Here is a 23771-nt window from a genome sequence, read left to right on the forward strand (position 1 = left end):
TTCCGTCGCCGCAGAAAGGGCACTTGATGAGCATCGGGCAGCAGCCGACCGTGACGGCGTTCGCCGTCTACCCCGTCGCCGGCCGGGACAGCATGGAGCTGAACCTCTCCGGCGCGCACGGTCCGTACTTCACCCGCAACGTGGTCGTCCTCACCGACTCCGAGGGGCGGACCGGGCTCGGGGAGGTGCCCGGCGGGGAAGGGATCACCCGGACCCTGCGGGACGCCGAGCCGCTGGTCGTCGGGGCGAAGGTCGGGGACTACAAGCGCGTGCTGCGGGAGATCGGGGAGCGGTTCGCCGGCCGGGACGCGGGCGGGCGCGGTGCGCAGACCTTCGACCAGCGGACCACCGTGCACACCGTCACCGCGGTCGAGTCGGCCCTGCTGGACCTGCTCGGACAGCACCTCGACGTGCCGGTCGCGGCGCTGCTCGGGGACGGGCGGCAACGGGACTCCGTGCGGGTGCTGGGCTACCTGTTCTACGTGGGCGACGCCGACCGGACCGACCTGGAGTACGTGCGCGAGCCCGGCTCCCCGGTCGAGTGGTACCGGGTGCGGCACGAGGAGGCGCTGTCGCCGGAGGCGATCGTGCGGCAGGCCGAGGCGGCCCACGCGCGGTACGGGTTCCGGGACTTCAAGCTCAAGGGCGGTGTGCTGGAGGGGGCCGAGGAGGTCGCGGCGGTGCGGGCGCTGAAGCGGCGGTTCCCGCAGGCCCGGGTGACGCTGGACCCGAACGGGGCGTGGTCGCTGCGGGAGGCGGTCGAGTTGTGCCGGCCGCTGGTGGGGACGCTGGCGTACGCCGAGGACCCGTGCGGGGCGGAAGAGGGGTACTCGGGGCGGGAGGTGCTCGCGGAGTTCCGCCGGGCGACCGGGCTGCCGACGGCGACCAACATGATCGCGACGGACTGGCGGCAGCTGGCGCACGCGCTGGCCCTGCAGTCGGTGTCCATCCCGCTGGCCGATCCGCACTTCTGGACGATGCAGGGGTCGGTGCGGGTGGCGCAGTTGTGCCAGGCCATGGGGCTGACGTGGGGATGCCACTCCAACAACCACTTCGACATCTCGCTGGCGATGGTGACGCACTGCGGGGCGGCGGCGCCGGGGGAGTACAACGCGCTGGACACGCACTGGATCTGGCAGGAAGGGCTGGAGCGGCTGACGGTCGACCCGCCGCGGATCGTGGACGGGGAGATCGCGGTGCCCCGCGTGCCGGGCCTGGGCGTCACGCTCGACCGGGACCGGCTGCTGGCGGCGCACGAGCTGTACCGGGAGAAGGCGCTGGGCGCGCGGGACGACGCGGTGGCGATGCGGTACCTCGTACCGGGGTGGTCGTTCGACCCGAAGCGCCCTTGTCTGGTGCGGTAGCACGCCGGCCGGTGGCCTGCGTCCCTCAGCCCTTCACCGCGCCTCCCAGGGCGAAGCCCGCGCCCAGGCGCCGGGCGATCAGGACGTACAGGAGGATCACCGGGGTGGAGTAGACGAGGGAGAACGCGGCGAGCTGGCCGTACGCCACCATGCCCCGGTTGCCGAAGAAGTCGTTGATGCTGACCGAGGCCGGCATCTGGTCGGGGGTGAGCAGGAGCATGAAGGGGACGAAGAAGTTGCCCCACATCATGACGAAGGAGAAGACCGTCACCACGGCCACGCCCGGGCCCATCAGGGGCAGCACGATGCGGGCGAGGGACTGGAAGGAGGAGGCGCCGTCCGTCCAGGCCGCCTCCTCCAGCTCCTTCGGGACGCCGTCCATGAAGTTCTTCATCAGCCAGATGGCGAACGGCAGTTGGGAGGCGGTGAAGAAGAGGATCGTGCCCTGCATGGTGTCGATCAGGTCGACCCGCACGAAGAGCGCGTAGACCGGGACCATGATCGCGGTGATGGGCAGGCTGGTGGCGAACAGGATCGTCAGCAGGAACGGCCGGTTGAAGCGGGAGCGGAAGCGGGACAGGGGATAGGCGGCCAGGGCCGCGCAGACCACGGTCAGCAGCGTCGCGCCGCCGCACAGGATCAGGCTGTTGAGCAGGGGGGTGAAGGTGATCTCGGGGGTCAGGACGGCGTCGAAGTTGTCCAGGGTCAGGCCGTCGGGCGCCTTCACCCGCAGGCCGGCGTGCGGATCGAGGGCGGAGAGGACCACCCAGGCCAGGGGCAGCACGAACGCGGCGGCGACCACCAGCAAACCGGCGTCCGCGGCCAGGCGGCGGGTGGTGCGGCGGGAGGCGAGGGAAGCCATGCGGGTCAGACCTCCGTCCGCAGCAGGCGCAGGTAGAGCAGGGAGAACAGGGAGCCGACCAGCAGCAGGAGCAGGGCGACCGCCGTGCCGTAGCCGATCAGGCTGTTCTGGAAAGCCTGTTCGTACATGAACAGCGGCAGCGTCTGGCTCCGGCCGCCCGGACCGCCCCGCGTCATCACCCAGATCAGGCCGAACACCGAGAGGGTCTGCAGGGTGTTGAGCATCAGGTTCGTGCCGATGGAGCGGCGGATCATGGGCAGCGTGATGTGCCACATGCGGCGCCGGCCGCCCGCTCCGTCGACCTCGGCGGCCTCGGTGATCTCGCGCGGGATCTCGTTCAGCGCGGCCGAGTAGACCAGCATCGAGAAGGCCGTGCCCCGCCAGACGTTGGCGAAGGACACCGCCAGGATGGGCAGGGTGTACAGCCAGTTCTGGGACGGCAGGTGCAGCCAGTCCAGGACGGCGTTCAGGGTGCCCTCGCGGCGGAAGAAGGCGTACAGCAGGAAGCCCGCCACCACCTCCGGCAGGACCCACGCTGTGACCACGATGCCGCCGGTCAGGGTGCGCACCGGCTTCGACGCGCGCCGCATCAGCGCGGCGAGCGCCAGACCGAGGGTGTTCTGCCCGATCAGCGACGACAGGACCGTGAACACCAGCGTCAGCCACACGGCGTTGAGGAACGCCTCGTCCCCGAAGGCCCGGGTGAAGTTCTCGAAGCCGACGAACGACTCCTCGGCCTGGCCGGTGAGCTGGAGGTCGGTGAAGGCGATCCAGACGCAGTACGCGATCGGGCCGGCCAGGAAGAGGAGCAGCAGGACGACCGCGGGGGCCAGGGGCAGGGCCCGCACCGGCAGGCGGGGGCCGTGTGCCGGGCGGGTGGCCTCGGGTGCCTTGGCGAGCGGCGGGCGGGGTGCGGTGGCGGTCATGCGGGCCGGCCCCCGCTCACCGCTCCACCACCTGGTTGTCCGTCGCGTCCCTCAGGGCGTCCGTGTAGGCGCTCGTCGCCTCGTCCACCGACGCGTCGCCCGTGGTGACGCTCTCCATCGCCTCCTGGATGGCCGTGGAGACCTTCGGGTAGGCCGGATAGGCGGGGCGGTAGTGCGTCGAGGCCACCAGGTCGGTGAAGAACTCGATGCCGGGCTGCGCGTCGACGTACGCCGGGTCCTCGGCGACGTCCTCGCGCACCGCGATGCCCGAGTTGGCGATGTACCACTTCTGCGCGTTGGCCTTGGTCTGCATCGTCTTGATGAACTCGAACGCGAGGTCCGGGTTGCCGGCCTTGGCGGGGATGGACCAGGTCCAGCCGCCGGACATGCTCACCTTGCCGGGTGCCTGGCCGTGCTGGGTCGGCATGGCGGCCAGGCCCAGTTCCTTCGACCATCCGGGCCATTCGTGGCCGCTGCCGGGCAGCCAGTCCTGCGGCAGCCAGGAGCCGTCGAGGGCGATGCCGAGCCTGCCCTGCGGGAGCCACTCGCCGCGCACCCGTGTCCCGACGTTCGGGTCGAGCGCGTCGGAGACGTCCGGCCCGAGCTTCTCCCGGTAGACCGTCTCGACGAAGGCGAGCGCGTCCTCGAAGCCCTGCCCGCCGGCGACCCACTTCTTGCTCGCCTTGTCGTACAGCGGGTCCGTGGAGCCGTCGTTGGTGCCGTAGAGGAGCATCTCGAAGGTCTGCATGGTGGCGGCCTCGCCGACCGGCTTGCCCGTGTAGACGTTGAGGGGGATGACGCCGGGGACCTTCTTCTTGACGGCGCGGGCGGCGGCGAGGACGTCGTCCCAGGTCTTCGGCTGCCAGTCGGCGGGCAGGCCGGCCTTGGCGAAGACGTCCTTGTCGAACCACAGGCCGCGGGTGTCGGTGCCGTCGGGGACGCCGTAGGTCTTGCCGTCCTCGCCCCGGGCCGCCGCCTTCGCCGTGTCGATGAACCGGTTCCAGTCGGGCCACTTGGCGAGGTAGGCGTCGAGGGGCTTCAGATACCCGCTGGTGATGTCCGAGTTGATGAGGAACGTGTCCTCGTAGACCAGGTCGGGGGCGGTCTTGGGGGAGCGGAGCATCTGCTGGAGCTTGGTGTAGTACTCCGAGTCCGGGGCCTTGATCGGGACCAGTTCGACCTTCTTGCCCGGGTGGGCCTTCTCGAACTGCCTCTTGATGTCCGCGAGATAGGTGTCCATCACCTTCACGGAGTTGTCCGTGGACTGCTTGAAGGAGACCTTCACGGTGTCCGGGTCGCTGCCGGATCCCCCACCGCACGCGGTGAGGGCCGTGGCGGCGAGGAGCAGGGCGGCGAGGGGGGTGAGGGCGGCGGTGGGGCGCACGGGCACGACCTCCTGCGGGCGCACTTCGTTGTGGCCGGGTGGCTGCGTCGTGAACCTAGGTTGAGTGCTCCGGTCAGGTCAACGGGTGTGCGGGGGTTTGATCTGCGGCTGATGGGCCGTCACGGGCCGGTGACCCAGCGGTACTGCAACTCCGGCCGCCCGACCGTGCCGTACTGCGGGCGGCGGGCCGCGCGGCCCGCGTCGACCAGGTGCTCCAGGTAACGGCGGGCCGTGATGCGGGAGATGCCCACCGTCTCGGCGACGCCCGCGGCCGTCAGGCCCTCCGCGCTGTCGCGCAGGGCGAGGGTCACGCGCTCCAGGGTCGGCGCGCTCAGGCCCTTGGGCAGGGCGGCCGGGCCCGGGGCGCGCAGGGCGGCGAGCGCCCGGTCCACCTCGTCCTGTCCGCTGGCCTCGCCGACCGCCGCGTGGAACTCCGCGTACCGCACCAGCCGGTCGCGCAGGGTCGCGAAGGTGAACGGCTTCAGCACGTACTGCACCACGCCGAGCGAGACACCCTCGCGCACGACGGCCAGGTCGCGGGCCGAGGTCACCGCTATCACGTCGGCGTGGTGCCCGGCCGCGCGCAGGGAGCGGGCCAGGTGCAGCCCGTGCACGTCGGGCAGGTGCAGATCGAGCAGGAGCAGGTCGACGGGGGTGCGCTCCAGGACCCGGCGGGCCTCCGCGCCGGTGTGCGCCTTGCCCACGGCCACGAAGCCGGGCACCCGGCCGACGTACAGGACGTGCGCGTCGGCGGCCACCGGGTCGTCCTCCACGACCAGGACGCGGATGTCCTTGCCTGTCGTCGGGTCGCTCGTCATGCGTCGCCTCCCCTGGCCTTGGACGTCGGGCCCCGGGAGGCCCCGGGCGCCGGCCCCGCGGGCAGCGGGAGCGCGGCGGCCGGGTCCGCCGGTGCCGAGCCGCCCCCGGCGGGTCCGCCGGGCGTCGCGGACGCCGCCCGGCTCAGCGGCAGCCGTACCTCGAACTGTGCCCCGCCCCCGTCGGCGCCCGTCACCGACAGGGTCCCGCCGTGCCGGTGCGCCGCCTGCCGGACCAGCGCCAGGCCCAGCCCCCGGCCGCCCGGACCGGCCGGCTTGGTCGTGAAGCCCCGCTGGAAGACGGCCTCGGCGTGCTCGGGATCCACGCCCGGCCCCGTGTCCGACACCCGCAGCACCAGCTCCGCAGGGCCGCCGGCGGTCTCGGTGTACGCGGCCACCGTCACCCGGGCCCGCACGCTGCCCTGCGCCGCGTCCACGGCGTTGTCGATCAGGTTGCCCAGGATGGTCACCAGGTCACGGGCCGGCAGGGACTCGGGCAGCAGTCCGTCGTCGAGGTTGCTGTCCTCCGACACCACCAGTTCCACGCCCCGTTCGTTCGCCTGGGCGGTCTTGCCCAGCAGCAGGGCCGCCAGCACCGGCTCGCTCACCGCGGCCACCACCTGGTCGGTGAGCGCCTGGGCCAGCTCCAGCTCGGCCGTCGCGAACTCCACGGCTTCCTCCGCCCGGCCCAGCTCGATCAGCGAGACGACCGTGTGCAGCCGGTTCGCCGCCTCGTGCGCCTGCGAGCGCAGCGCCTGGGTGAAGCCCCGCTCGGAGTCCAACTCGCCCATGAGCGACTGGAGTTCGGTGACATCGCGCAGGGTCACGACGGTACCGCGCCGCTCCCCGCCCGACACCGGCGAGGTGTTGATCACCAGGACCCGGGAGGCCGTGAGGTGCACCTCGTCCACCCGGGGCTCCGAGGCCAGCAGCGCGCCGGTCAGCGGGGCGGGCAGCCCCAGCTGCGCCACCGACCTGCCCACCACGTCCCCGGCCACGCCGAGCAGCTCCCGCCCTCCGTCGTTGATCAACGCCACACGGTACTGCCCGTCCAGCATCAGCAGCCCCTCGCGCACCGCGTGCAGGGCGGCCTGGTGGTAGTCGTGCATCCGGCTCAGCTCGGCCGCGTTCATCCCGTGGGTGTGGCGGCGCAGCCGGGCGTTGATGACGTACGTGCCGACCGCGCCCAGCACCAGCGCGCCGGCCGCGACACCGAGCAGGGCCGTGAGCTGCTCCTGGACCCGCTGGGTGATCTCCTCGACCCGGATGCCGGCGCTGACCAGGCCGACCACCCGCGAGCCGTCCCGGATCGGGGTGACCGCCCGGACCGACGGGCCGAGCGTGCCGGTGTAGGTTTCGGTGAAGGTCTGGCCGCGCAGCGCCTTGTCGGTGTGGCCCTGGAAGGTCTGGCCGATCTGCCGCGGGTCGGGATGCGTCCAGCGGATGCCCCGCGGATCCATGATCGTGACGAAGTCGACCTCGGTGTCCCGCATCACCCGCAGCGCGTACGGCTGCAGCTCGGCCGTCGGGTCGGGGGTGCGGATCGCCGCGAGCACGGACGGGGAGTCGGCGACCGACCGCGCCACCGCCCTGGCCTGGCGCGCCGCGGCCTCCTCGGCCTGGCTGCGGTCGCTGACGTAGGTGAACAGCGCGTATCCGGCCACGACGACCGCTATCAGCACGGCCTGCATGGCGAAGAGCTGGCCCGCCAGGCTGCGGGGTCGGGGGACGGTGAGGCGCATGCCGTCAGTCTGCCTGGTGGCCGATTGTGAACTAAATGAACGGAAGGGTGACCGCGCTCACAGCGCACGACATAGTCACGGCATTCCCCATAGCGCAGCTCCGGGAGCCCCGCTCCCCGCTTCGCGCAGTTCCCCGGAGATTTCCCGGACGTGAGCCGCACGCCGGTGATGCCGACGACGTCGTCAAGGAGGGCCGCCGTGACCAGCGCAGCCGATACGGCACCTGCCGCACCCAAGGCCAAGCGAGACCGCACGCACTATCTCTACATCGCGGTGATCATCGCCGTCGCCGCCGGTATCGCGGTGGGGCTGGCCGCACCGGACTTCGCGGTCGAGCTGAAGCCCATCGGCACGGGCTTCGTGAACCTGATCAAGATGATGATCTCGCCGATCATCTTCTGCACGATCGTGCTGGGCATCGGCTCCGTGCGCAAAGCCGCCAAGGTGGGCGCCGTCGGCGGTATCGCCCTCGGCTACTTCATGGTGATGTCGCTGGTCGCGCTGAGCATCGGCCTGGTCGTCGGCAACATCCTGGAGCCGGGCACGGGCCTCGCGGTCACCGACGCGGTCAAGGACGCCGGGCACGCGCAGGTCGACGCCGAGGCCAAGGACACCACCGAGTTCCTGCTCGGCATCATCCCGACCACGATCGTCTCCGCCTTCACCAACGAGTCGGTGCTGCAGACCCTGCTGATCGCGCTGCTCGCCGGTTTCGCGCTGCAGGGCATGGGCGCGGCCGGCCAGCCCATCCTGCGCGGCATCGAGCACATCCAGCGGCTCGTCTTCCGCATCCTCGCCATGGTGATGTGGGCCGCCCCGATCGGTGCCTTCGGCGCCATCGCCGCCGTCACCGGCTCGGCCGGCCTGGACGCGCTCAAGAGCCTCGCCGTGCTGATGCTCGGCTTCTACGTGACCTGCTTCCTCTTCGTCTTCATCGTGCTCGGCATCCTGCTGCGCGTGATCTCCGGCCTGAACATCCTCACGCTGTTCAAGTACCTCGGCCGTGAGTTCCTGCTGATCCTGTCCACCTCCTCGTCCGAGTCCGCGCTGCCGCGGCTCATCGCGAAGATGGAGCACCTCGGCGTCAGCAAGCCGGTGGTCGGCATCACCGTCCCGACCGGCTACTCCTTCAACCTCGACGGCACCATGATCTACATGACCATGGCCTCGCTGTTCATCGCCGACGCCATGGGCACCCCGATGTCCGTCGGCGAGCAGATCCCGCTGCTGCTGTTCCTGCTGGTCGCCTCCAAGGGTGCCGCCGGTGTCACCGGCGCCGGCCTCGCGACCCTGGCCGGCGGTCTGCAGTCGCACAAGCCGGCCCTGGTGGACGGCATCGGCCTCATCGTCGGCATCGACCGCTTCATGAGCGAGGCCCGCGCCCTGACCAACTTCGCCGGCAACGCCGTGGCCACCGTGCTGATCGGCACCTGGACGAAGGAGATCGACCGGGAGCGGGTGGACCAGGTCCTCGCCGGCCGGCTGCCCTTCGACGAGAAGACGCTGCTGGACGACGGCCACGGCGCCCCGGCCGGCGACGACCACGCCGAGGTGCCCGAGCCGGGCGGCGAGAAGGAGCTGGCCAAGGCCTGACGGCCGCGCCGCCCCGCCCCAGGACTCCGGGCGGCTGGGTGTCCCCCCGTCGCTCAGCCGCCCGGTCCCCTCTCGCCGCCCCAGCGGAAGAATCAGTCGTTCAGCCCCGCCACCAGCTCGGTGGCGGTCGAGGCGGGCACGCCCGCCGCGGTCAGGATGGTGACCGCGGCGCAGCGGCCCGCCTCTTCGGCTGCCACCAGCCCGTCGTTCACCGCCTCCATCAGCGCCACCAGCATCTGCTCGTGCACGTACGCCAGGGCCGGGGCGGGCAGCGGTGAGCTGAAGACGCCCTCGTCGAGGCCGCGCCGCAGCATGCCGGCGGCGGTCTCCCGGACGGGGGCGAGCCGCTCCCTGATGCCCTGCATGGTCACCGTGCGCTGGGCGAGCGCGATCAGCAGCCGGTAGCGGTCGGCGATCTCCCACACGGCCAGCACCGAGCGGGCCACGGCCTCGGCCGGTTCCCGCACGCCCTCGCGGCCCGCCGCGTGCGCGGCCGCGAGGGCCTCCACGGCCTCGTCGACGAGGGTGCTGATGAGCGCCTCGCGGTTGGGGAAGTGCCCGTAGACCGTGCGGCGGACGACGCCCGCCGCGCGGGCGATCTGGTCCATGGACGCGTCGGGGTCCCGCAGCAGCTCGGCGAGGGCGACGTCGAGGATGCGGCGGCGGTTGGCGTCGGCGCGGCTGGTGGTGCCCGTGGTCATGGACGTCATTGTGCCCCTCCGGCGGCAAGTTGCACAGTGCTGTGCAACGGCGTAGATTGCACAGCGTTGTGTAAATGCACAGCCATGTGCAAATCAGCGAGGAAGGCACCCCTGCCATGCGACTCGTCCTGACCGAACCGGCCGAGAGGACGGACCGCCCCTACCCGCGCCGCTGGTGGGCGCTGGTCGTGCTCTGCCTGAGCCTGCTGATCATCGTGATGGCGAACACCGCCCTCACCGTGGCCGCGCCGGCCATGACCGAGGATCTGGGCCTGTCCAGCGCCGACCTGCAGTGGGTCATCGACGGCTACACCGTCCCGTACGCGGCGCTGATGCTGCTGCTCGGCGCGATCGGCGACAAGTACAGCCGCCGGGGCGCGCTCGTGCTCGGGCTCCTGGTGTTCGGCGGCGGGGCCGTCTTCGGCTACCTCGCCGGCAGCGCCACGGCCGTCATCGCCGCGCGTGCCGTGATGGGCGCCGGCGCCGCGATGATCATGCCCGCCACGCTGTCCCTGCTCGCCGCGACCTTCCCGCGGGCGGAGCGCGCCCGGGCCATCACCCTGTGGACCGCCACGGCCGGACTGGCCATCGCGGCCGGGCCGCTGGTCGCCGGGGCGCTGCTGGAGCACCACGGCTGGTCGTCGACGTTCCTGATCAACGTCCCCGTGGCCGTGCTGGCACTGATCGGCGCGTTCGTCCTGGTCCCGCCGTCCAGGGCCGCCGGCCGCGGGCGCATCGACTACGGCGGCGGGCTGCTGTCCGTGGTGTGGATCGCCGCGCTGGTCTACATGATCATCGAGGGGCCGCACTTCGGCTGGGGCGCCAAGGCGATCACGGCCGCGGTCGTGGCGGGTGCCGGGCTCGTCGCCTTCGTGGTGTGGGAACTGCGCCATCCGCGGCCGCTGCTGGACGTGCGCCGTTTCGCCGACCGGCGCTTCGCGGGCTCCAACCTCGCCGTCGCGCTGTTCTTCCTGGCCGTCTTCGGGGCCTTCTACTACCTGACGCAGCACCTGCAGTTCGTCCTCGGCTACGACGCCCTGGACACCGGTGTGCGGATGCTGCCGCTGGCGGGTGCCGTGTTCGTCGGCGCGGCCCTCACCGGGTACCTCACCCCCCGGGTCGGCATGAAGTGGACCGTCACGGCCGGGATGGTCGGCGGTACGGCGGCCCTGGCCCTGCTCACCCGGATCGACTCCGGTTCGGCGTACGGCGACTTCGTCGCGCCCCTGGTCGTCCTCGGCCTCGCGATCGGGCTGGCGCTCTCGCCCTGCACGGACGCGATCATGGGGGCGTTCCCCGAGTCGGAACTCGGCGTCGGCGGCGCGGTGAACGACACGTCGCTGGAACTGGGCGGCTCGCTCGGCATCGCCATCCTCGGCTCGCTGCTGGCCACGTCGTACTCCGGCCGGCTCTCCGACGCCACGGCCGGCAGCAGGCTGCCCGCGTCCTCGCTGGAGACCGCCCAGGACTCCGTCGGCGCCGGATACGCCGTGGCGCAGGGCATCGGCGACAAGGCGCGGCACCTCGCCGAGCAGGCCGCACGGGCCGGGGACCCGCAGCAGGCCGGACAGCTCAAGGCCCAGGCCGAGCAACTGGCGGGCGGCGCACGGCGGATGGCCGACGCGGTGGGTTCCTCCTTCGCCGACGCGGTGGCGCACACGAGCCTGGTCGGAGCCGCGGTCCTGGGCATCGGCACGGTGGTGGTGGCACTGCTGCTGCCGGGGAGCGGGAAGCCGGAGGCGGAGCCCGCCGCCGAGGAGCGGGGGCCGGAGAACGCGGGGGCGCGCTGAGGTGTTGCCTTGACCTCGGCGTCAAGGATTACGTTCGGTGCCATGCGAATCGGCGAGCTGGCCGCACGCGCCGGGACCACGACGCGGACGCTGCGGTATTACGAGGCGCGGGGACTGCTGCCCGCGCGGCGCGCGGGCAACGGCTACCGGACCTACGACGAGGACGATCTGCGGCTGCTGACGCAGATCCGCACGCTGCAGGACTTCGGGTTCGACCTGGAGGAGACACGGCCCTTCGTGGAGTGCCTGCGCGCCGGGCACCCGGAGGGCGACTCCTGCCCGGCGTCCCTCGCCGTCTACCGGCGCAAGCTGGGCGAACTCGACGCACTGATCGGCCAGTTGAGCGCCGTGCGGGACACCGTCGCGCGACAGCTGGCGCGGGCCGAGCTGGCCGCCGAGGCCGAGGCTCCGGGCGGTCCGGAGCCCCGCTGCGAACTGGGGAGGCACCCATGGTGACCGACGTGACGGACGCGGACTTCGAGGCCGAGGTGATCGGCGCCGACCGGCCGGTCCTGGTGGAGTTCACCGCCGACTGGTGCCCGCCCTGCCGCCAGATGGCGCCGGTGCTCACGGCCCTCGCCGCCGAGGAGGGCGACCGGCTGAAGGTCGTACAGCTGAACGTGGACCGCAATCCGCTGACCACCAACGCCTACAAGGTGCTGTCCATGCCGACGTTCCTGGTGTTCCGCGACGGCGAGCCCGTGAAGTCCATGGTCGGCGCGCGGGCCAAGCGGCGGCTGCTCCAGGAGTTGTCCGACGTGCTGTGAGGCACCCGGTCCCGGAGAACGGAAAAGCCCCCGAGCAATGGTGCTCGGGGGCTTTTCTCGCGTATATTGATTCATTCGTGACTTCACATGGATGAGGTCGCGAAGAAGTTCAGTGAGCACAGTATATCCGGGCGGGAGCGGAATTGTCAAACACCGAATTTCCGGACGATGAATTGCGGCAGGAACAGGAATTCATCGACGGGTTGTACGCGCGCGTGGACGCGCTGCGCGGCGACGCCGAGACCTCCGTTGCGGACGCGCTCGCGCAGGGCAACACACCCCAGCAGGCCCGCCTGGAGCGGGACATCCTCGTGGCCGAGCGCTCCGGGCTGCTCGCCGCGCTGAACGCGGTCGACGGGTCCCTGTGCTTCGGCCGGATCGACCTCACCTCGGGCGTCACCCACCACATCGGCCGCATCGGCCTGCGCACCGACGACGCCGAGCGCACGCCCGTCCTGATCGACTGGCGCGCCGACGTCGCCCGCCCCTTCTACCTGGCCACCGGCCACACCCCGATGGGCCTCAGGCGCCGGCGGCACATCGCCACCGAGGGCCGCCGGGTCACCGGCCTGCACGACGAGATCCTCGACCTCGGCGACCGGACCCGCACCGGCCACGAGGACCCCACGGGCGACGCCGTGCTGTTGGCCGCCCTGAACTCGGCGCGCACCGGCCGCATGAGCGACATCGTGCGGACCATCCAGGCCGACCAGGACCGCATCATCCGCGCCCCGCACCGCGGCGTCCTGGTCGTGGAGGGCGGCCCGGGCACCGGCAAGACGGCCGTCGCCCTGCACCGCGCCGCCTACCTGCTCTACGAGCACCGCGAGCTGCTCGCCAAGCGGGCCGTGCTGATCGTCGGCCCCAACCCGGCGTTCCTCGGCTACATCGGCGAGGTGCTGCCCTCCCTCGGCGAGACCGGCGTGCTCCTGGCGACCGTCGGCGAGCTGTACCCCGGCGTGAGGGCCACCGCCACCGATGCGCCCGAGGCGGCCGCCGTGAAGGGCCGCGCCGGCATGGCCGACGTGCTCGCCGAGGTCGTCCGCAGCCGGCAGGCGCTGCCCGACCCGGTCATCGCCATCGAGCACGACCGCGAGGTCCTGATGCTCGACGACGGCCTGGTCAACGTCGCCCGCGAGCGCACCCGGGCCACCAAGCTGCCGCACAACGCCGCCCGCGAGCACTTCGAGGGCCACATCCTCAACACCCTCACCGAGCTGTACGCCGAACGCATCGGCACCGACCCGTTCGACGGGTCCAGCCTGCTCGACCCCAGCGACATCACGCAGATCCGCGACGACCTCGCCGAGAACCCCGAAGTCTGGGCCGCCATCGACCAGTTGTGGCCGGTGCTGACCCCGCAGCGGCTCGTCGCGGACTTCCTCGCGGCGCCCGAGGAGTTCCTGTCCGCCGAGGACGCCGACGCCGTGCGCCGCCCGGTGACCCGGCACTGGACCGTGGCGGACGTGCCGCTGCTCGACGAGGCCGCCGAACTGCTCGGTGAGGACGACCGGCTGGCCCGGGAGCGCGCCGAGCGGGAGCGGGAGCGGCAGATCGCCTACGCGCAGGGCGTGCTGGACGTGTCGTACGCGTCCCGGACCTACGAGTTCGAGGACAAGGAGGAGGACGACCCCGAGAGCTCCGAGGTGCTCTCCGCGCACGACATCATCGACGCCGAGCGGTTCGCCGAGCGGCACGAGGAGGACGACCACCGCAGCGCCGCCGAGCGGGCCGCCGCCGACCGCACCTGGGCGTTCGGGCACATCATCGTCGACGAGGCGCAGGAGCTGTCGCCGATGGCGTGGCGGCTGCTGATGCGGCGCAGCCCGACCCGTTCGATCACCCTGGTCGGGGACCCGGCGCAGACCGCTGAGGCGGCCGGGGTCGGCTCCTGGGAGGCCATCCTCGCCCCGTACGTGGAGGACCGCTGGGAGCACACCCGGCTGGGCGTCAACTACCGCACCCCGGCCGAGATCATGGACGTCGCGGCGGCCGTGGTCCGCGCCGAGAACCCGCAGTTCGAGCCGCCCGGCTCAGTCCGCTCCACGGGCGTACGGCCCTGGGCCCGGGCCACCGACGACCTGCCCGGCGCCGTCGCCAAGGCGGTCGGGGAACTCACCCCGGCCGAGGGACGGCTCGCGGTGATCGCGCCGCGCGACCTCCACCGCTCCCTCGCGGCGCGGCTGGACGGCGTCACGGCGGGCGCCGAGCCCGACCTCACCCGGACGGTCGTCCTGCTCGACCCGCGCCAGGCCAAGGGCCTGGAGTTCGACTCGGTCCTCGTGGTGGAGCCCGGCCGGTACGGCACCAGCGACCTGTACGTGGCCCTGACCCGGGCCACCCAGCGGCTCGGCGTGCTGCACACCGGGGCGCTGCCCGCGCCCCTGGCGGAGGCGCTCGGGTAGCCCCCGCCGAACGCCCTCACACCAGCAGCGACTTCGGATCGCGCAGGGCGTGCCACAACCCGGCGCCGAGGGGCACGACCGTCAGGGCGAAGAAGACCCAGAACAGGAACGCGGCCCCGGGCGCGAGGTCGTGGACGGTGCCGTCCTCCCACACGCAGTAGGCGCGTGGGGGGAAGGCGGTGGAGACGCCCGAGACCGCGCCGCTGCCGATGACGCCCTCCCGCAGGGGCTCACGCGGGCAGGGGGCGGTCTCGGGGAACAGGAACGGATCGTCCGCGGTCATGATGAATGCCCAGGTGACGGCCGCGAGCGGCGCCGCCCAGAACACCGCGGTCCGTACCCACAGCGGCAGCAGCGGATGTGTCAGCAGTCCGCGCAGCGCGACCCAGGCGACCACCAGCCCGGCGAAGACCGGCAGCAGAGTCATGGGGCGGCGGCCGCCCCGCGGGCCCGCAGCTCGCTCGCGTAGCCGGCGCCGATGGCGAGCAGGGCGGCGGACAGGGCGAGCACCGCCGTCGCCCCGTTCATCCACCCGTAGTACGGGTCACTGGCGTAGACGGAGCCGTCGTCCCGGACGCAGTCGAACCGCAGCGGCAGGTACGAGGACCGGTGGTGGCTCAGGCCTTCGATCGTGGCCGGGGCGAAACCGTCGCGGCAGGCCGGGGCCGGGACCGAGTTGGCTCCGTCGCCGAAGGCGGACTCCGAGTCCAGCACGGAGAAGAGGCCGAGGGAGTACACGGCTGCGGCCGCCCACGCCGCGGCGGCCGCCGCCCGGCGCATCAGCTGCACGGACCACGGCTCGGGCCGCCCGGGCAACGCCATGGCGAGGGCCCCCGCGGCGGCGACGAGCGCGGCGACGGCACAGACCGCCGCGAGACCGAGACCCACCAGCACGGGCCTCAGCGCTTTCCGGACCGGCGGGGGAGTGGGGTGGCACGCATGGGGCCACCCCACCACTCCCGGAGGGGACGGGCTGTGACGGAGGCCACTCCTCCGGTCACACTCCTGTCACAGGGCGCCTACGCCGGGCGCAGCCAGACCGTCGCCAGCGGTGGCAGGGTCAGGCGGATGCTGGCCGGACGCCCGTGCCACGGCTGCGCCTCGGGCTTGACCGGGTCGGGATGGGTGACGTCGCTGCCGCCGTAGCGGGCCGCGTCGGTGTTGACCGCCTCGTGCCAGGCCGGGACGTCCTCCGGCACGCCCAGGCGGTAGTCGGGGCGGACCACCGGCGCGAAGTTCGACACCGCCAGCAGCGGATTGCCCTCCGGGTCCAGCCGCAGGAACGCGAGCACGTTGTCGTCGGCCGCGTCACCGGTGATCCACTCGAAACCGGCCGGGTCCGTGTCCAGCCGCCACAGCGCGGGGGTGGCGCGGTAGACGTCGTTGAGGTCGCGGACCAGGTCGCGCACGCCCCGGTGCTCGGCCTCCGCCCCGTAGCCCGGGTCCAGCAGCCACCAGTCGGGGCCGTGCACCTCGGACCACTCGGCTCCCTGCGCGAACTCCTGTCCCATGAACAGCAGTTGTTTGCCCGGGTGGGCCCACATGTAGCCCAGGTAGGAACGGACCCCGGCGCGCTGCTGCCACCAGTCGCCCGGCATCTTCGACACCAGCGAGCCCTTGCCGTGCACGACCTCGTCGTGGGAGATCGGCAGCACGTAGTTCTCGCTGTAGGCGTACACCATGGAGAAGGTCATCTCCCCGTGGTGGTACTTGCGGTACACCGGCTCGTGGCTCATGTACTGCAACGTGTCGTGCATCCAGCCCATGTTCCACTTCAGCCCGAACCCGAGCCCGCCGAAGCCGCTCGGGCCCTTGTGGTGGGTGGCCCGTGTGACGCCGTCCCAGGCGGTGGACTCCTCCGCGATCGTGACCACGCCGGGCACCCTGCGGTACACCGTCGCGTTCATCTCCTGCAGGAACGCCACCGCGTCCAGGTTCTCCCGGCCGCCGTGCTCGTTCGGCGTCCACTGCCCCGGCTCGCGCGAGTAGTCGAGGTAGAGCATCGAGGCGACCGCGTCCACGCGCAGCCCGTCGATGTGGAACTCCTCGCACCAGTACACGGCGTTGGCGACGAGGAAGTTGCGCACCTCGTTGCGCCCGAAGTCGAACTCCAGGGTGCCCCAGTCGGGGTGCGCGGCCCGCAGCGGATCCGCGTGCTCGTACAGCGGGCGGCCGTCGAACTCGGCCAGCGCCCAGTCGTCACGCGGGAAGTGCGCCGGCACCCAGTCCATGATCACGCCGATGCCGGCCTGGTGCAGCCGGTCCACCAGGTACCGGAAGTCGTCCGGCGTGCCCAGCCGGGCCGTCGGCGCGTAGAAGCCGGTGACCTGGTAGCCCCAGGAGCCGCCGAAGGGGTGCTCGGCCACGGGCATCAGCTCGACGTGCGTGAAGCCCAGGTTCTTCACGTAGCCGGGGAGCTGCTCAGCCAGCTGACGGTAGGTCAGCCCCGGGCGCCAGGACGGCAGATGGACCTCGTAGACCGAGAAGGGCGCCTCGTGCGCCGGGGCCTCGGCACGCCGGGCGAGCCACTCGGCGTCGCCCCACTCGTACCGGGAGGACGTGATGACCGACGAGGTCGCGGGCGGCACCTCCGTGCGGCGGGCCATCGGGTCGGCGCGCATCGTCTTCGAACCGTCGGGCCGGGTGATCTCGAACTTGTACAGCTCGCCCTCGCCGACGTCCGGCAGGAACAGCTCCCACACGCCGGACGAGCCCAGCGAGCGCATGGCGTGCCCGGTGCCGTCCCAGAAGTTGAAGGTGCCGGCCACCCGCACGCCGCGCGCGTTCGGCGCCCACACCGCGAAGCGGGTGCCGGTCACGCCCTGGTGGGTCATCGGGTGCGCGCCCAGCGCCGTCCACAGCTCCTCGTGCCGGCCCTCGCCGATCAGGTGCAGGTCGAGGTCGCCGAGCGTGGGCAGGAAGCGGTAGGCGTCCTCGGTGTCCAGCAGCGTGCCCTCGTACTGCACGAGCAGCCGGTACTCCGGAACCTCCCGCAGCGGCAGCAACCCGGAGAAGAAGCCCTCCCCGTCGGCGTGCAGTTCCGCCCGCACCTCCCCGGCGACGACGGTCACCGACAGCGCGTAGGGCCTGAACGCCCGGAAGGCGATGCCGCCGGGCACGGGGTGGGCGCCGAGCACGGTGTGCGGGTCGTGGTGCGTGCCGTTCAGCAGCCGCTCGCGGTCACCGGCGTCCACGGCGGGCGAGACCGCGACCTCCATCTCCGGCGGCAGGAGCTGGGCCGGGGCGGCCTGCGCGGCGGCGCCCTTGCGCGGGGCGGCCTTCCCCGCCGTCGCCTTCTTCACGGGACTCTTCTTCACCGGGCTCTTCTTCACCGGGCTCTTCTTCGCGACGGCCTTCTTCGCGACCGCCTCGACCACCGGGCTCTTCCCGGCGGCGGCCTCGGTGCCGGAGGGCTCGGCGGCAGCGGCCTGCGCGGCAGCGGCCTTGGCGGCGGTGGTCCTGCCGGCGGCGACCTTCGTCGGAGCGGCCTGGCCGGCCGATGCCTTGGTCGCGGCGGCCTTCACGGTGGCCGCTTTCTTCGCGGCGGCCTTCGTGGCGCCCGTCTTGCCAGCGGTCGCCTTCACCGCGGCGGCCTTCCTGGTCGTCGCCTTCTTCGCGGCCGCCTTCTTGACCGAGGTTTCCTGGACGGGCGTGTCCTGGACCGGCGTCTGCGGCACCGGTGTCTCGCCGGCCGCCGCCTTCTTCGCGGTGGCCTTCTTCGCCGTGGCCTTCGTGGTCTTCGTGGTCTTCGCCGGGGCCGTCTTCTTGGCGGCAGCCTTCTTCGCGGTGGCCGTCGCCTTCTTGGCCGCCGCCTGTTTCGGCACCGCCGTCTTCTTCGCGGCGCTCTTCTTCTGCGCGGCCGTGGGCTGCTCGGGGATCTTCTCCCCGGCCGTCCCCTTGGGACGCGGACCGCTGGATTCAGGGCGGGGGGTCACGGGCGGAGCCTCCTGGGCGAAGGGGGTCTGTCAGGTCAGGTGGCCGGACGAGGCGAGCCGGTCTACGGCGGCCAGCGGCACCGGCAGCCAGTCGGGGCGGTGCCGGGCCTCGTAGACCACCTCGTAGATCGCCTTGTCCGTCTCGTAGGCGCGCAGCAGCACCGGGTCGGTGCGCGGATCGCGGCCGGAGGCCTCCGCGTAGCCGGAGCAGTACGCGGAACGGCAGGTCTCGGCCCAGTCCGGCTGGGGCGGGTCGGCCGAGCGCGCCGCGTAGTCGAAGGAGCGCAACATCCCGGCGACGTCCCGCACGGTCGGCTGCGGCATGCGCCGCTCGGCCAGCGGCCGGGCCGGCTCACCCTCGAAGTCGATCAGTTTCCACTCGCCGGCGGGCGAGCGCAGGCACTGCCCGAGGTGCAGGTCCCCGTGCACGCGCTGCGCGGTCCAGGTGCGGCCCTCGGCGGCCAGATCACCCAGCGCCGTGAACGCCGACCGCAGGCCGCCGGCGTACGGCCGCAGCGCGGGCACCGCCTGGACGGCCGCGTCCAGCCGCTCGATCATGCCGTCCACCATGAGCCGGAGCTGGGCATGACCGAGCGTGACCGTCGGCAGCGCACGGGCCAGCGCGGTGTGCACCTCGGCGGTGGCCCGCCCCAGCGCCCGCGCCTCCGCGGCGAAGTCCTCGCCCTTGGCCAGCTCGCGCAGCGCCAGCTCCCAGCCGTCGGAGGCGCCCTGCACGAACGGCTGCAGCACGCCCAGCACATACGGCTGGCCGGCCAGGTCCACCGGTCCCGTCGCCACGACCGGGTCCGCGGCGGGGTCGACGTCCGCCACCATCCAGGCCGTCGGCGCGGGGACACGCGGGCAGCCCTCGCGGGCCAGGGCCAGCGGCAGCTCCAGATCCGGGTTGACCCCGGGCACGATCCGCCGCAGCAGCTTCAGGATGAACGTATCTCCGTAGATGATCGACGAGTTGGACTGCTCCGCGGTCACCACGCGCGGGACCAGCCCGGACCGGATGTCCTGGCCGGGGTCCCGGTCGAAGCGGAGCGCGCCGATCCGGGCCCGGGTGCGCAGCGCCTCCAGGAGCAGCTCGGCGGGCCTGGTGTCGTGCAGGGCGTCGTAGACCGTCCGGCCGGCCAGCGGGCCCGACGGCACATGTCCGATGAGCGCGGGCGCCAGCCGAGGCGGCAGCGCCTCGCGCACGCCTATGAGCAGTTGGTAGCAGTCACCGGGGTGCCCGGGCGCCCCGTGGGACGGCACGAGCGGCTGGTGGGCGCGGACGAGCAGGTGGTACAGCCCGAGCTTGGCCGAGGGTGGCAGCAGCTCGGTGGCCTCGACGAGCGTGAACCCGGTGACCGGCCGCCCCTTGCCCGCGAACCAGCGCTGTCGCGGCAGCCATTCCCGCAGCAGTGGGTCGAGGGAGGCAAGAAGGCCGGGCGGGGTGGTGACGGTGCGTGTGACGGCTTCCGACATGACGTCGCGTCCTTTCACCCAGTTCTGGTGCGCCTCCGGACACCTGCGGAGGGCCCCGGACGGCGCTCCTCCGGCTCACGCGGGTGGGCGGGGTGTTACTGATGCGTGCCCCGGGCGGGGCGGAGGAAACGCCCCGCCGGGGGAGTTTGCGCCCTGCCCCGCGCATCGGGCCTGATCAGGCCGGAACCGGCCTCATACGGCGTCCTTGCGGAGCCGGAACCAGTAGAAGCCGTGACCCGCCAGCGTCAGCAGGTACGGCAGCTCGCCGATCGCCGGGAAGCGCACCCCGCCGAACAGCTCCACCGGGTGCCGGCCCTCGAAGGCGCTCAGATCCAGCTCCGTGGGCTGTGCGAAGCGTGAGAAGTTGTTCACGCACAGCACCAGGTCGTCCTCGTACTCGCGCAGGAACGCCAGCACCGCCGGGTTGCTCGACGGCAACTCCGTGTACGAGCCGAGTCCGAAGGCGGGATTCTGCTTGCGGATCTCGATCATGCGGCGGGTCCAGTGCAGCAGCGACGACGGCGACGCCATGGACGCCTCGACGTTGGTGACCTGGTAGCCGTAGACCGGGTCCATGATCGTGGGCAGGAACAGCCGCCCCGGGTCGGACGAGGAGAAGCCCGCGTTGCGGTCGGGCGTCCACTGCATCGGCGTGCGCACCGCGTCCCGGTCGCCGAGCCAGATGTTGTCGCCCATGCCGATCTCGTCGCCGTAGTACAGGATCGGCGAGCCGGGCAGGGACAGCAGCAGGGCCGTGAACAGCTCGATCTGGTTGCGGTCGTTGTCCAGCAGCGGAGCGAGCCTGCGGCGGATGCCGATGTTGGCGCGCATCCGCGGGTCCTTGGCGTACTCGGCCCACATGTAGTCGCGCTCTTCGTCGGTGACCATCTCGAGCGTCAGCTCGTCGTGGTTGCGCAGGAAGATGCCCCACTGGCAGCCCGCGGGAATGGCCGGGGTCTTGGCGAGGATCTCGGAGACCGGGTAGCGGGACTCGCGCCGGACGGCCATGAAGATGCGCGGCATGACCGGGAAGTGGAACGCCATGTGGCACTCGTCGCCGCCGGCGGCGTAGTCCCCGAAGTAGTCCACGACGTCCTCGGGCCACTGGTTGGCCTCGGCCAGCAGCACCGTGTCCGGGTACTGCGCGTCGATCTCCTTGCGCACCCGCTTGAGGAAGTCGTGCGTGGCCGGGAGGTTCTCGCAGTTGGTGCCCTCCTCCTGGTAGAGGTACGGCACCGCGTCCAGCCGGAACCCGTCGATGCCCAGGTCCAGCCAGAACTTCAGCGCGGAGATCATCTCCTCCTGCACGGCCGGGTTCTCGTAGTTGAGGTCCGGCTGGTGGGAGAAGAAACGATGCCAGTAGTACTGCTTGCGGACCGGGTCGTAGGTCCAGTTGGAGGCCTCGGTGTCGACGAAGATGATCCGCGCGTCCTGGAACTGCTTGTCGTCGTCCGCCCACACGTAGTAGTCGCCGTAGGGCCCGTCGGGGTCCTTTCTCGACTCCTGGAACCAGGGGTGCTGGTCGCTGGTGTGGTTCATGACGAAGTCGATGATCACGCGCATGCCGCGCTGGTGGGCGGCGTCGACGAACTCCACGAAGTCGGCGAGGTCGCCGAACTCGGGCAGTACGGCCGTGTAGTCGGAGACGTCGTAGCCGCCGTCGCGCAGCGGCGACTTGAAGAAGGGCGGCAGCCACAGGCAGTCGACGCCGAGCCACTGCAGGTAGTCGAGTTTGGCGGTCAGTCCCTTCAGGTCACCGACGCCGTCGCCGTTGCTGTCCTGGAAGGAACGGACGAGTACCTCGTAGAAGACGGCGCGCTTGAACCACTCCGGGTCGCGGTCCCTGGCGGGTGTGTCCTCGAAGGTGTCCTGAACGGGTTCGTTGACGATCATGTTGTGGGTGACCCTCCGATCTGCGGGTGGGACGGTCGCAGAACCGAGAAGACGTGCGCGGGACGGTGGCCCGGTTCGAGGCGCACATAGTTGGCCCTGCCCCAGTGGTAGGTCTCGCCGGTGAGCTCGTCGCGCACCGGAACCGACTCGTGCCAGTCCAGGCCGAGTTGCGGCATGTCCAACGAGACCGTGGCCTCCTGGGTGTGGTGGGGGTCGAGGTTGGCGACCACCAGAACCGTGTTCGAACCCTTCCGCTTCGAGTAGACGATCACCGCGTCCTGGTCCGCGTGGTGGAAGTGGAGGTCGCGCAGTTGCTGGAGGGCCGGGTTCTCCCGCCGGACGGCGTTGAGCCGGGTGAGCAGGGGGGTGATGGTGCGTCCCTCGCGTTCGGCGGTGTCCCAGTCGCGGGGGCGGAGCTGGTACTTCTCGGAGTCGAGGTATTCCTCGCTGCCGTCGCGCAGCGGGGTGTTCTCGCACAGTTCGTAGCCGCTGTAGATGCCCCAGGAGGGGGAGAGGGTGGCGGCGAGGACGGCGCGGACCTCGAAGGCGGGCCGGCCGCCGTGCTGGAGGTAGGCGTGCAGGATGTCGGGGGTGTTGGGGAAGAAGTTGGGCCGCATGTAGCTCGCGGCCTCGCCCGACAGTTCCGTGAGGTATTCGGTGAGTTCTTCCTTGGTGTTGCGCCAGGTGAAGTAGGTGTAGGACTGCTGGAAGCCGATCTGGGCCAGGGTGTGCATCATCGCCGGGCGGGTGAACGCCTCGGCCAGGAAGATCACGTCGGGGTCGGTGCGGTTGATGTCCGCGATGACCCGCTCCCAGAACACGACCGGTTTGGTGTGGGGGTTGTCCACCCGGAAGATGCGCACCCCGCAGTCCATCCAGTGCCGCAGCACCCGGCAGGTCTCGGCGACCAGGCCGTCCATGTCCGCGTCGAAGGCGATGGGGTAGATGTCCTGGTACTTCTTGGGCGGGTTCTCCGCGTAGGCGATGGTGCCGTCGGGGCGGTGGTGGAACCACTCGGGGTGCTTGTGCACCCAGGGGTGGTCCGGGGAGCACTGCAGCGCGAAGTCCAGCGCGATCTCCAGGCCCAGGCCGCGCGCCTGCTCCACGAACCAGGTGAAGTCCTCCAGCGTGCCCAGGGCGGGGTGGACGGCGTCGTGCCCGCCCTCGGGCGAGCCGATCGCCCACGGCACCCCCACATCGTCCGGGCCGGGGGAGAGGGTGTTGTTCTTCCCCTTGCGGAAGGTGGTGCCGATGGGGTGGATCGGCGGCAGGTACACCACGTCGAAGCCCATCGCGGCGATCGCCGGCAGCCGCCGGGCGGCGGTGCGGAAGGTGCCGTGCGGCTGCTCGGGGGTGCCCTCGGAACGCGGGAAGAACTCGTACCACGACCCGTACAGCGCCCGTTCCCGCTCCACCAGCAGCGGCAACGGCTCACTGCTGGTGACCAGGTCCCGCAGCGGATGCCGGTGCAGCACCGCGTCCACCTCCGGCGTCAACGCCGCCGCCAGCCGGGACGCGGCCGGGCGGGTCTCGTCCCGCAGGGCGTCGACGGCGGCCAGGATCACGGCCCGCAGGCCCTCCTCCTCGGGCACGCCGGCCGCCGCCCGCTCGTACAGGCGCGCGCCCTCCTCCAAGACGACGTCCGTGTCCAGGCCCGCCGGGATCTTGATCCGCGCGTGGTGGCGCCAGGTGCTCACCGGGTCGCCCCAGGCCTCCACGGCGAACGTCCACAGGCCCGGCTCCCCGGCCGTGACCGTGGCGCCCCACCGGTCCGTGCCGGGCGCCAGCTCCCGCATCGGCGTCCACGGGCCGGGGCGGCCCTCGGGGTCCCTCAGGACGACGTTGGCGGCGACCGCGTCGTGCCCCTCCCGGAACACCGTCGCCGAGATCTCAAAGGTCTCCCCGGTCACGGCCTTGGCCGGGCGGCGCCCGTGCTGGACGACCGGGCGGACGTCGAGGACGGGTATGCGCCCGACGGCGGTCGTCCCGTCCCCCGGGGGTGGCTGCGGGACGGGTGGGCCGGTGTCGGCCGGGCGCGCGGGGCGTGCCGCGCCGCCTGGTGGGCGCGCCCCGGTGGTGCGGTGGTCGGGGAGTGCTGACGAGTGGTGCTTGGCGGGCATG

General features: G+C 72.0%; 18 protein-coding genes. 6 read left to right on the top strand and 12 right to left on the bottom strand.

What is annotated here, in order from left to right:
• The first annotated feature begins 26 nt into the window (after positions 1–26).
• Positions 27–1364 carry an enolase C-terminal domain-like protein gene (locus ACIGAN_RS12485; protein WP_399857056.1) on the top strand — a complete coding sequence of 446 codons (1338 nt, stop codon included), beginning with the start codon at positions 27–29 and terminating at the stop codon, positions 1362–1364.
• A gap of 25 nt (positions 1365–1389) precedes the next feature.
• Here the strand turns inward: ACIGAN_RS12485 and ACIGAN_RS12490 are convergent, their stop codons facing one another.
• From ACIGAN_RS12490 to ACIGAN_RS12510, 5 genes are all read right to left on the bottom strand, one after another.
• Positions 1390–2226, bottom strand: coding sequence for a carbohydrate ABC transporter permease (locus ACIGAN_RS12490; RefSeq protein WP_365097727.1), 837 nt, complete (start codon positions 2224–2226; stop codon positions 1390–1392).
• A gap of 5 nt (positions 2227–2231) precedes the next feature.
• Positions 2232–3152, bottom strand: a complete 921-nt coding sequence (locus ACIGAN_RS12495; RefSeq protein WP_399857058.1) for a carbohydrate ABC transporter permease — start codon at positions 3150–3152, stop codon at positions 2232–2234.
• A 16-nt stretch (positions 3153–3168) separates the two neighbouring features.
• Entirely contained in the window at positions 3169–4536 is a 1368-nt protein-coding gene (locus ACIGAN_RS12500; protein ID WP_399857060.1) for an extracellular solute-binding protein, read from the bottom strand.
• Between the two features lie 119 nt (positions 4537–4655).
• Positions 4656–5354, bottom strand: a complete 699-nt coding sequence (locus ACIGAN_RS12505; protein WP_365097733.1) for a response regulator — start codon at positions 5352–5354, stop codon at positions 4656–4658.
• Complete coding sequence (locus tag ACIGAN_RS12510) at positions 5351–7093, bottom strand: sensor histidine kinase (protein ID WP_399857062.1); 1743 nt, start codon at positions 7091–7093, stop codon at positions 5351–5353. Before ACIGAN_RS12510 ends, ACIGAN_RS12505 begins: the two co-directional genes overlap by 4 nt.
• 198 nt (positions 7094–7291) lie before the next feature.
• On the opposite strand from ACIGAN_RS12510, the gene ACIGAN_RS12515 reads away from it, so the two are divergent.
• Positions 7292–8686 (top strand): cation:dicarboxylate symporter family transporter, encoded by a 1395-nt coding sequence (locus tag ACIGAN_RS12515; RefSeq protein ID WP_365735874.1) that lies wholly within the window; start codon positions 7292–7294, stop codon positions 8684–8686.
• A gap of 92 nt (positions 8687–8778) precedes the next feature.
• Here ACIGAN_RS12515 and ACIGAN_RS12520 read toward each other — a convergent pair whose 3' ends face one another.
• Positions 8779–9396, bottom strand: coding sequence for a TetR/AcrR family transcriptional regulator (locus tag ACIGAN_RS12520; protein ID WP_399857064.1), 618 nt, complete (start codon positions 9394–9396; stop codon positions 8779–8781).
• Between the two features lie 107 nt (positions 9397–9503).
• Between ACIGAN_RS12520 and ACIGAN_RS12525 the strand changes: the two genes are divergently transcribed.
• The 4 genes from ACIGAN_RS12525 (at position 9504) to ACIGAN_RS12540 (ending at position 14349) form a co-directional block, all read left to right on the top strand.
• Positions 9504–11177, top strand: coding sequence for an MFS transporter (locus ACIGAN_RS12525; RefSeq protein WP_399857066.1), 1674 nt, complete (start codon positions 9504–9506; stop codon positions 11175–11177).
• A 42-nt stretch (positions 11178–11219) separates the two neighbouring features.
• Positions 11220–11633: a MerR family transcriptional regulator gene (locus ACIGAN_RS12530; RefSeq protein ID WP_399857068.1), complete on the top strand. Its 414-nt coding sequence runs from the start codon at positions 11220–11222 to the stop codon at positions 11631–11633.
• Positions 11627–11944 carry a thioredoxin family protein gene (locus ACIGAN_RS12535; RefSeq protein ID WP_365097744.1) on the top strand — a complete coding sequence of 106 codons (318 nt, stop codon included), beginning with the start codon at positions 11627–11629 and terminating at the stop codon, positions 11942–11944. The genes ACIGAN_RS12530 and ACIGAN_RS12535 overlap by 7 nt, the downstream gene beginning before the upstream one ends.
• A gap of 173 nt (positions 11945–12117) precedes the next feature.
• Positions 12118–14349 carry a HelD family protein gene (locus tag ACIGAN_RS12540; protein ID WP_399857070.1) on the top strand — a complete coding sequence of 744 codons (2232 nt, stop codon included), beginning with the start codon at positions 12118–12120 and terminating at the stop codon, positions 14347–14349.
• Positions 14350–14365: 16 nt separating this feature from the next.
• Here ACIGAN_RS12540 and ACIGAN_RS12545 read toward each other — a convergent pair whose 3' ends face one another.
• The 6 genes from ACIGAN_RS12545 to ACIGAN_RS12570 all read right to left on the bottom strand — a co-directional run bounded on the left by ACIGAN_RS12545 (position 14366) and on the right by ACIGAN_RS12570 (position 23770).
• On the bottom strand, positions 14366–14776 hold the full coding sequence (locus tag ACIGAN_RS12545; RefSeq protein WP_365735863.1) for a hypothetical protein: 411 nt from the start codon (positions 14774–14776) through the stop codon (positions 14366–14368).
• Entirely contained in the window at positions 14773–15243 is a 471-nt protein-coding gene (locus ACIGAN_RS12550; protein ID WP_399857072.1) for a hypothetical protein, read from the bottom strand. The genes ACIGAN_RS12545 and ACIGAN_RS12550 overlap by 4 nt, the downstream gene beginning before the upstream one ends.
• A 125-nt stretch (positions 15244–15368) precedes the next feature.
• Positions 15369–18284: a 1,4-alpha-glucan branching enzyme gene (gene glgB / locus ACIGAN_RS12555; RefSeq protein WP_399857074.1), complete on the bottom strand. Its 2916-nt coding sequence runs from the start codon at positions 18282–18284 to the stop codon at positions 15369–15371.
• A gap of 30 nt (positions 18285–18314) precedes the next feature.
• Positions 18315–19757: a maltokinase N-terminal cap-like domain-containing protein gene (locus ACIGAN_RS12560; protein ID WP_365097752.1), complete on the bottom strand. Its 1443-nt coding sequence runs from the start codon at positions 19755–19757 to the stop codon at positions 18315–18317.
• Between the two features lie 192 nt (positions 19758–19949).
• Positions 19950–21650 (bottom strand): maltose alpha-D-glucosyltransferase, encoded by a 1701-nt coding sequence (gene treS / locus ACIGAN_RS12565; RefSeq protein ID WP_399857076.1) that lies wholly within the window; start codon positions 21648–21650, stop codon positions 19950–19952.
• Complete coding sequence (locus tag ACIGAN_RS12570) at positions 21647–23770, bottom strand: alpha-1,4-glucan--maltose-1-phosphate maltosyltransferase (protein ID WP_399857078.1); 2124 nt, start codon at positions 23768–23770, stop codon at positions 21647–21649. The genes treS and ACIGAN_RS12570 overlap by 4 nt, the downstream gene beginning before the upstream one ends.
• Position 23771: the final 1 nt, after the last annotated feature.

Origin of the sequence: Streptomyces sp. NPDC085931, assembly GCF_044540565.1 — a bacterium.
Lineage (GTDB): Bacteria > Actinomycetota > Actinomycetes > Streptomycetales > Streptomycetaceae > Streptomyces.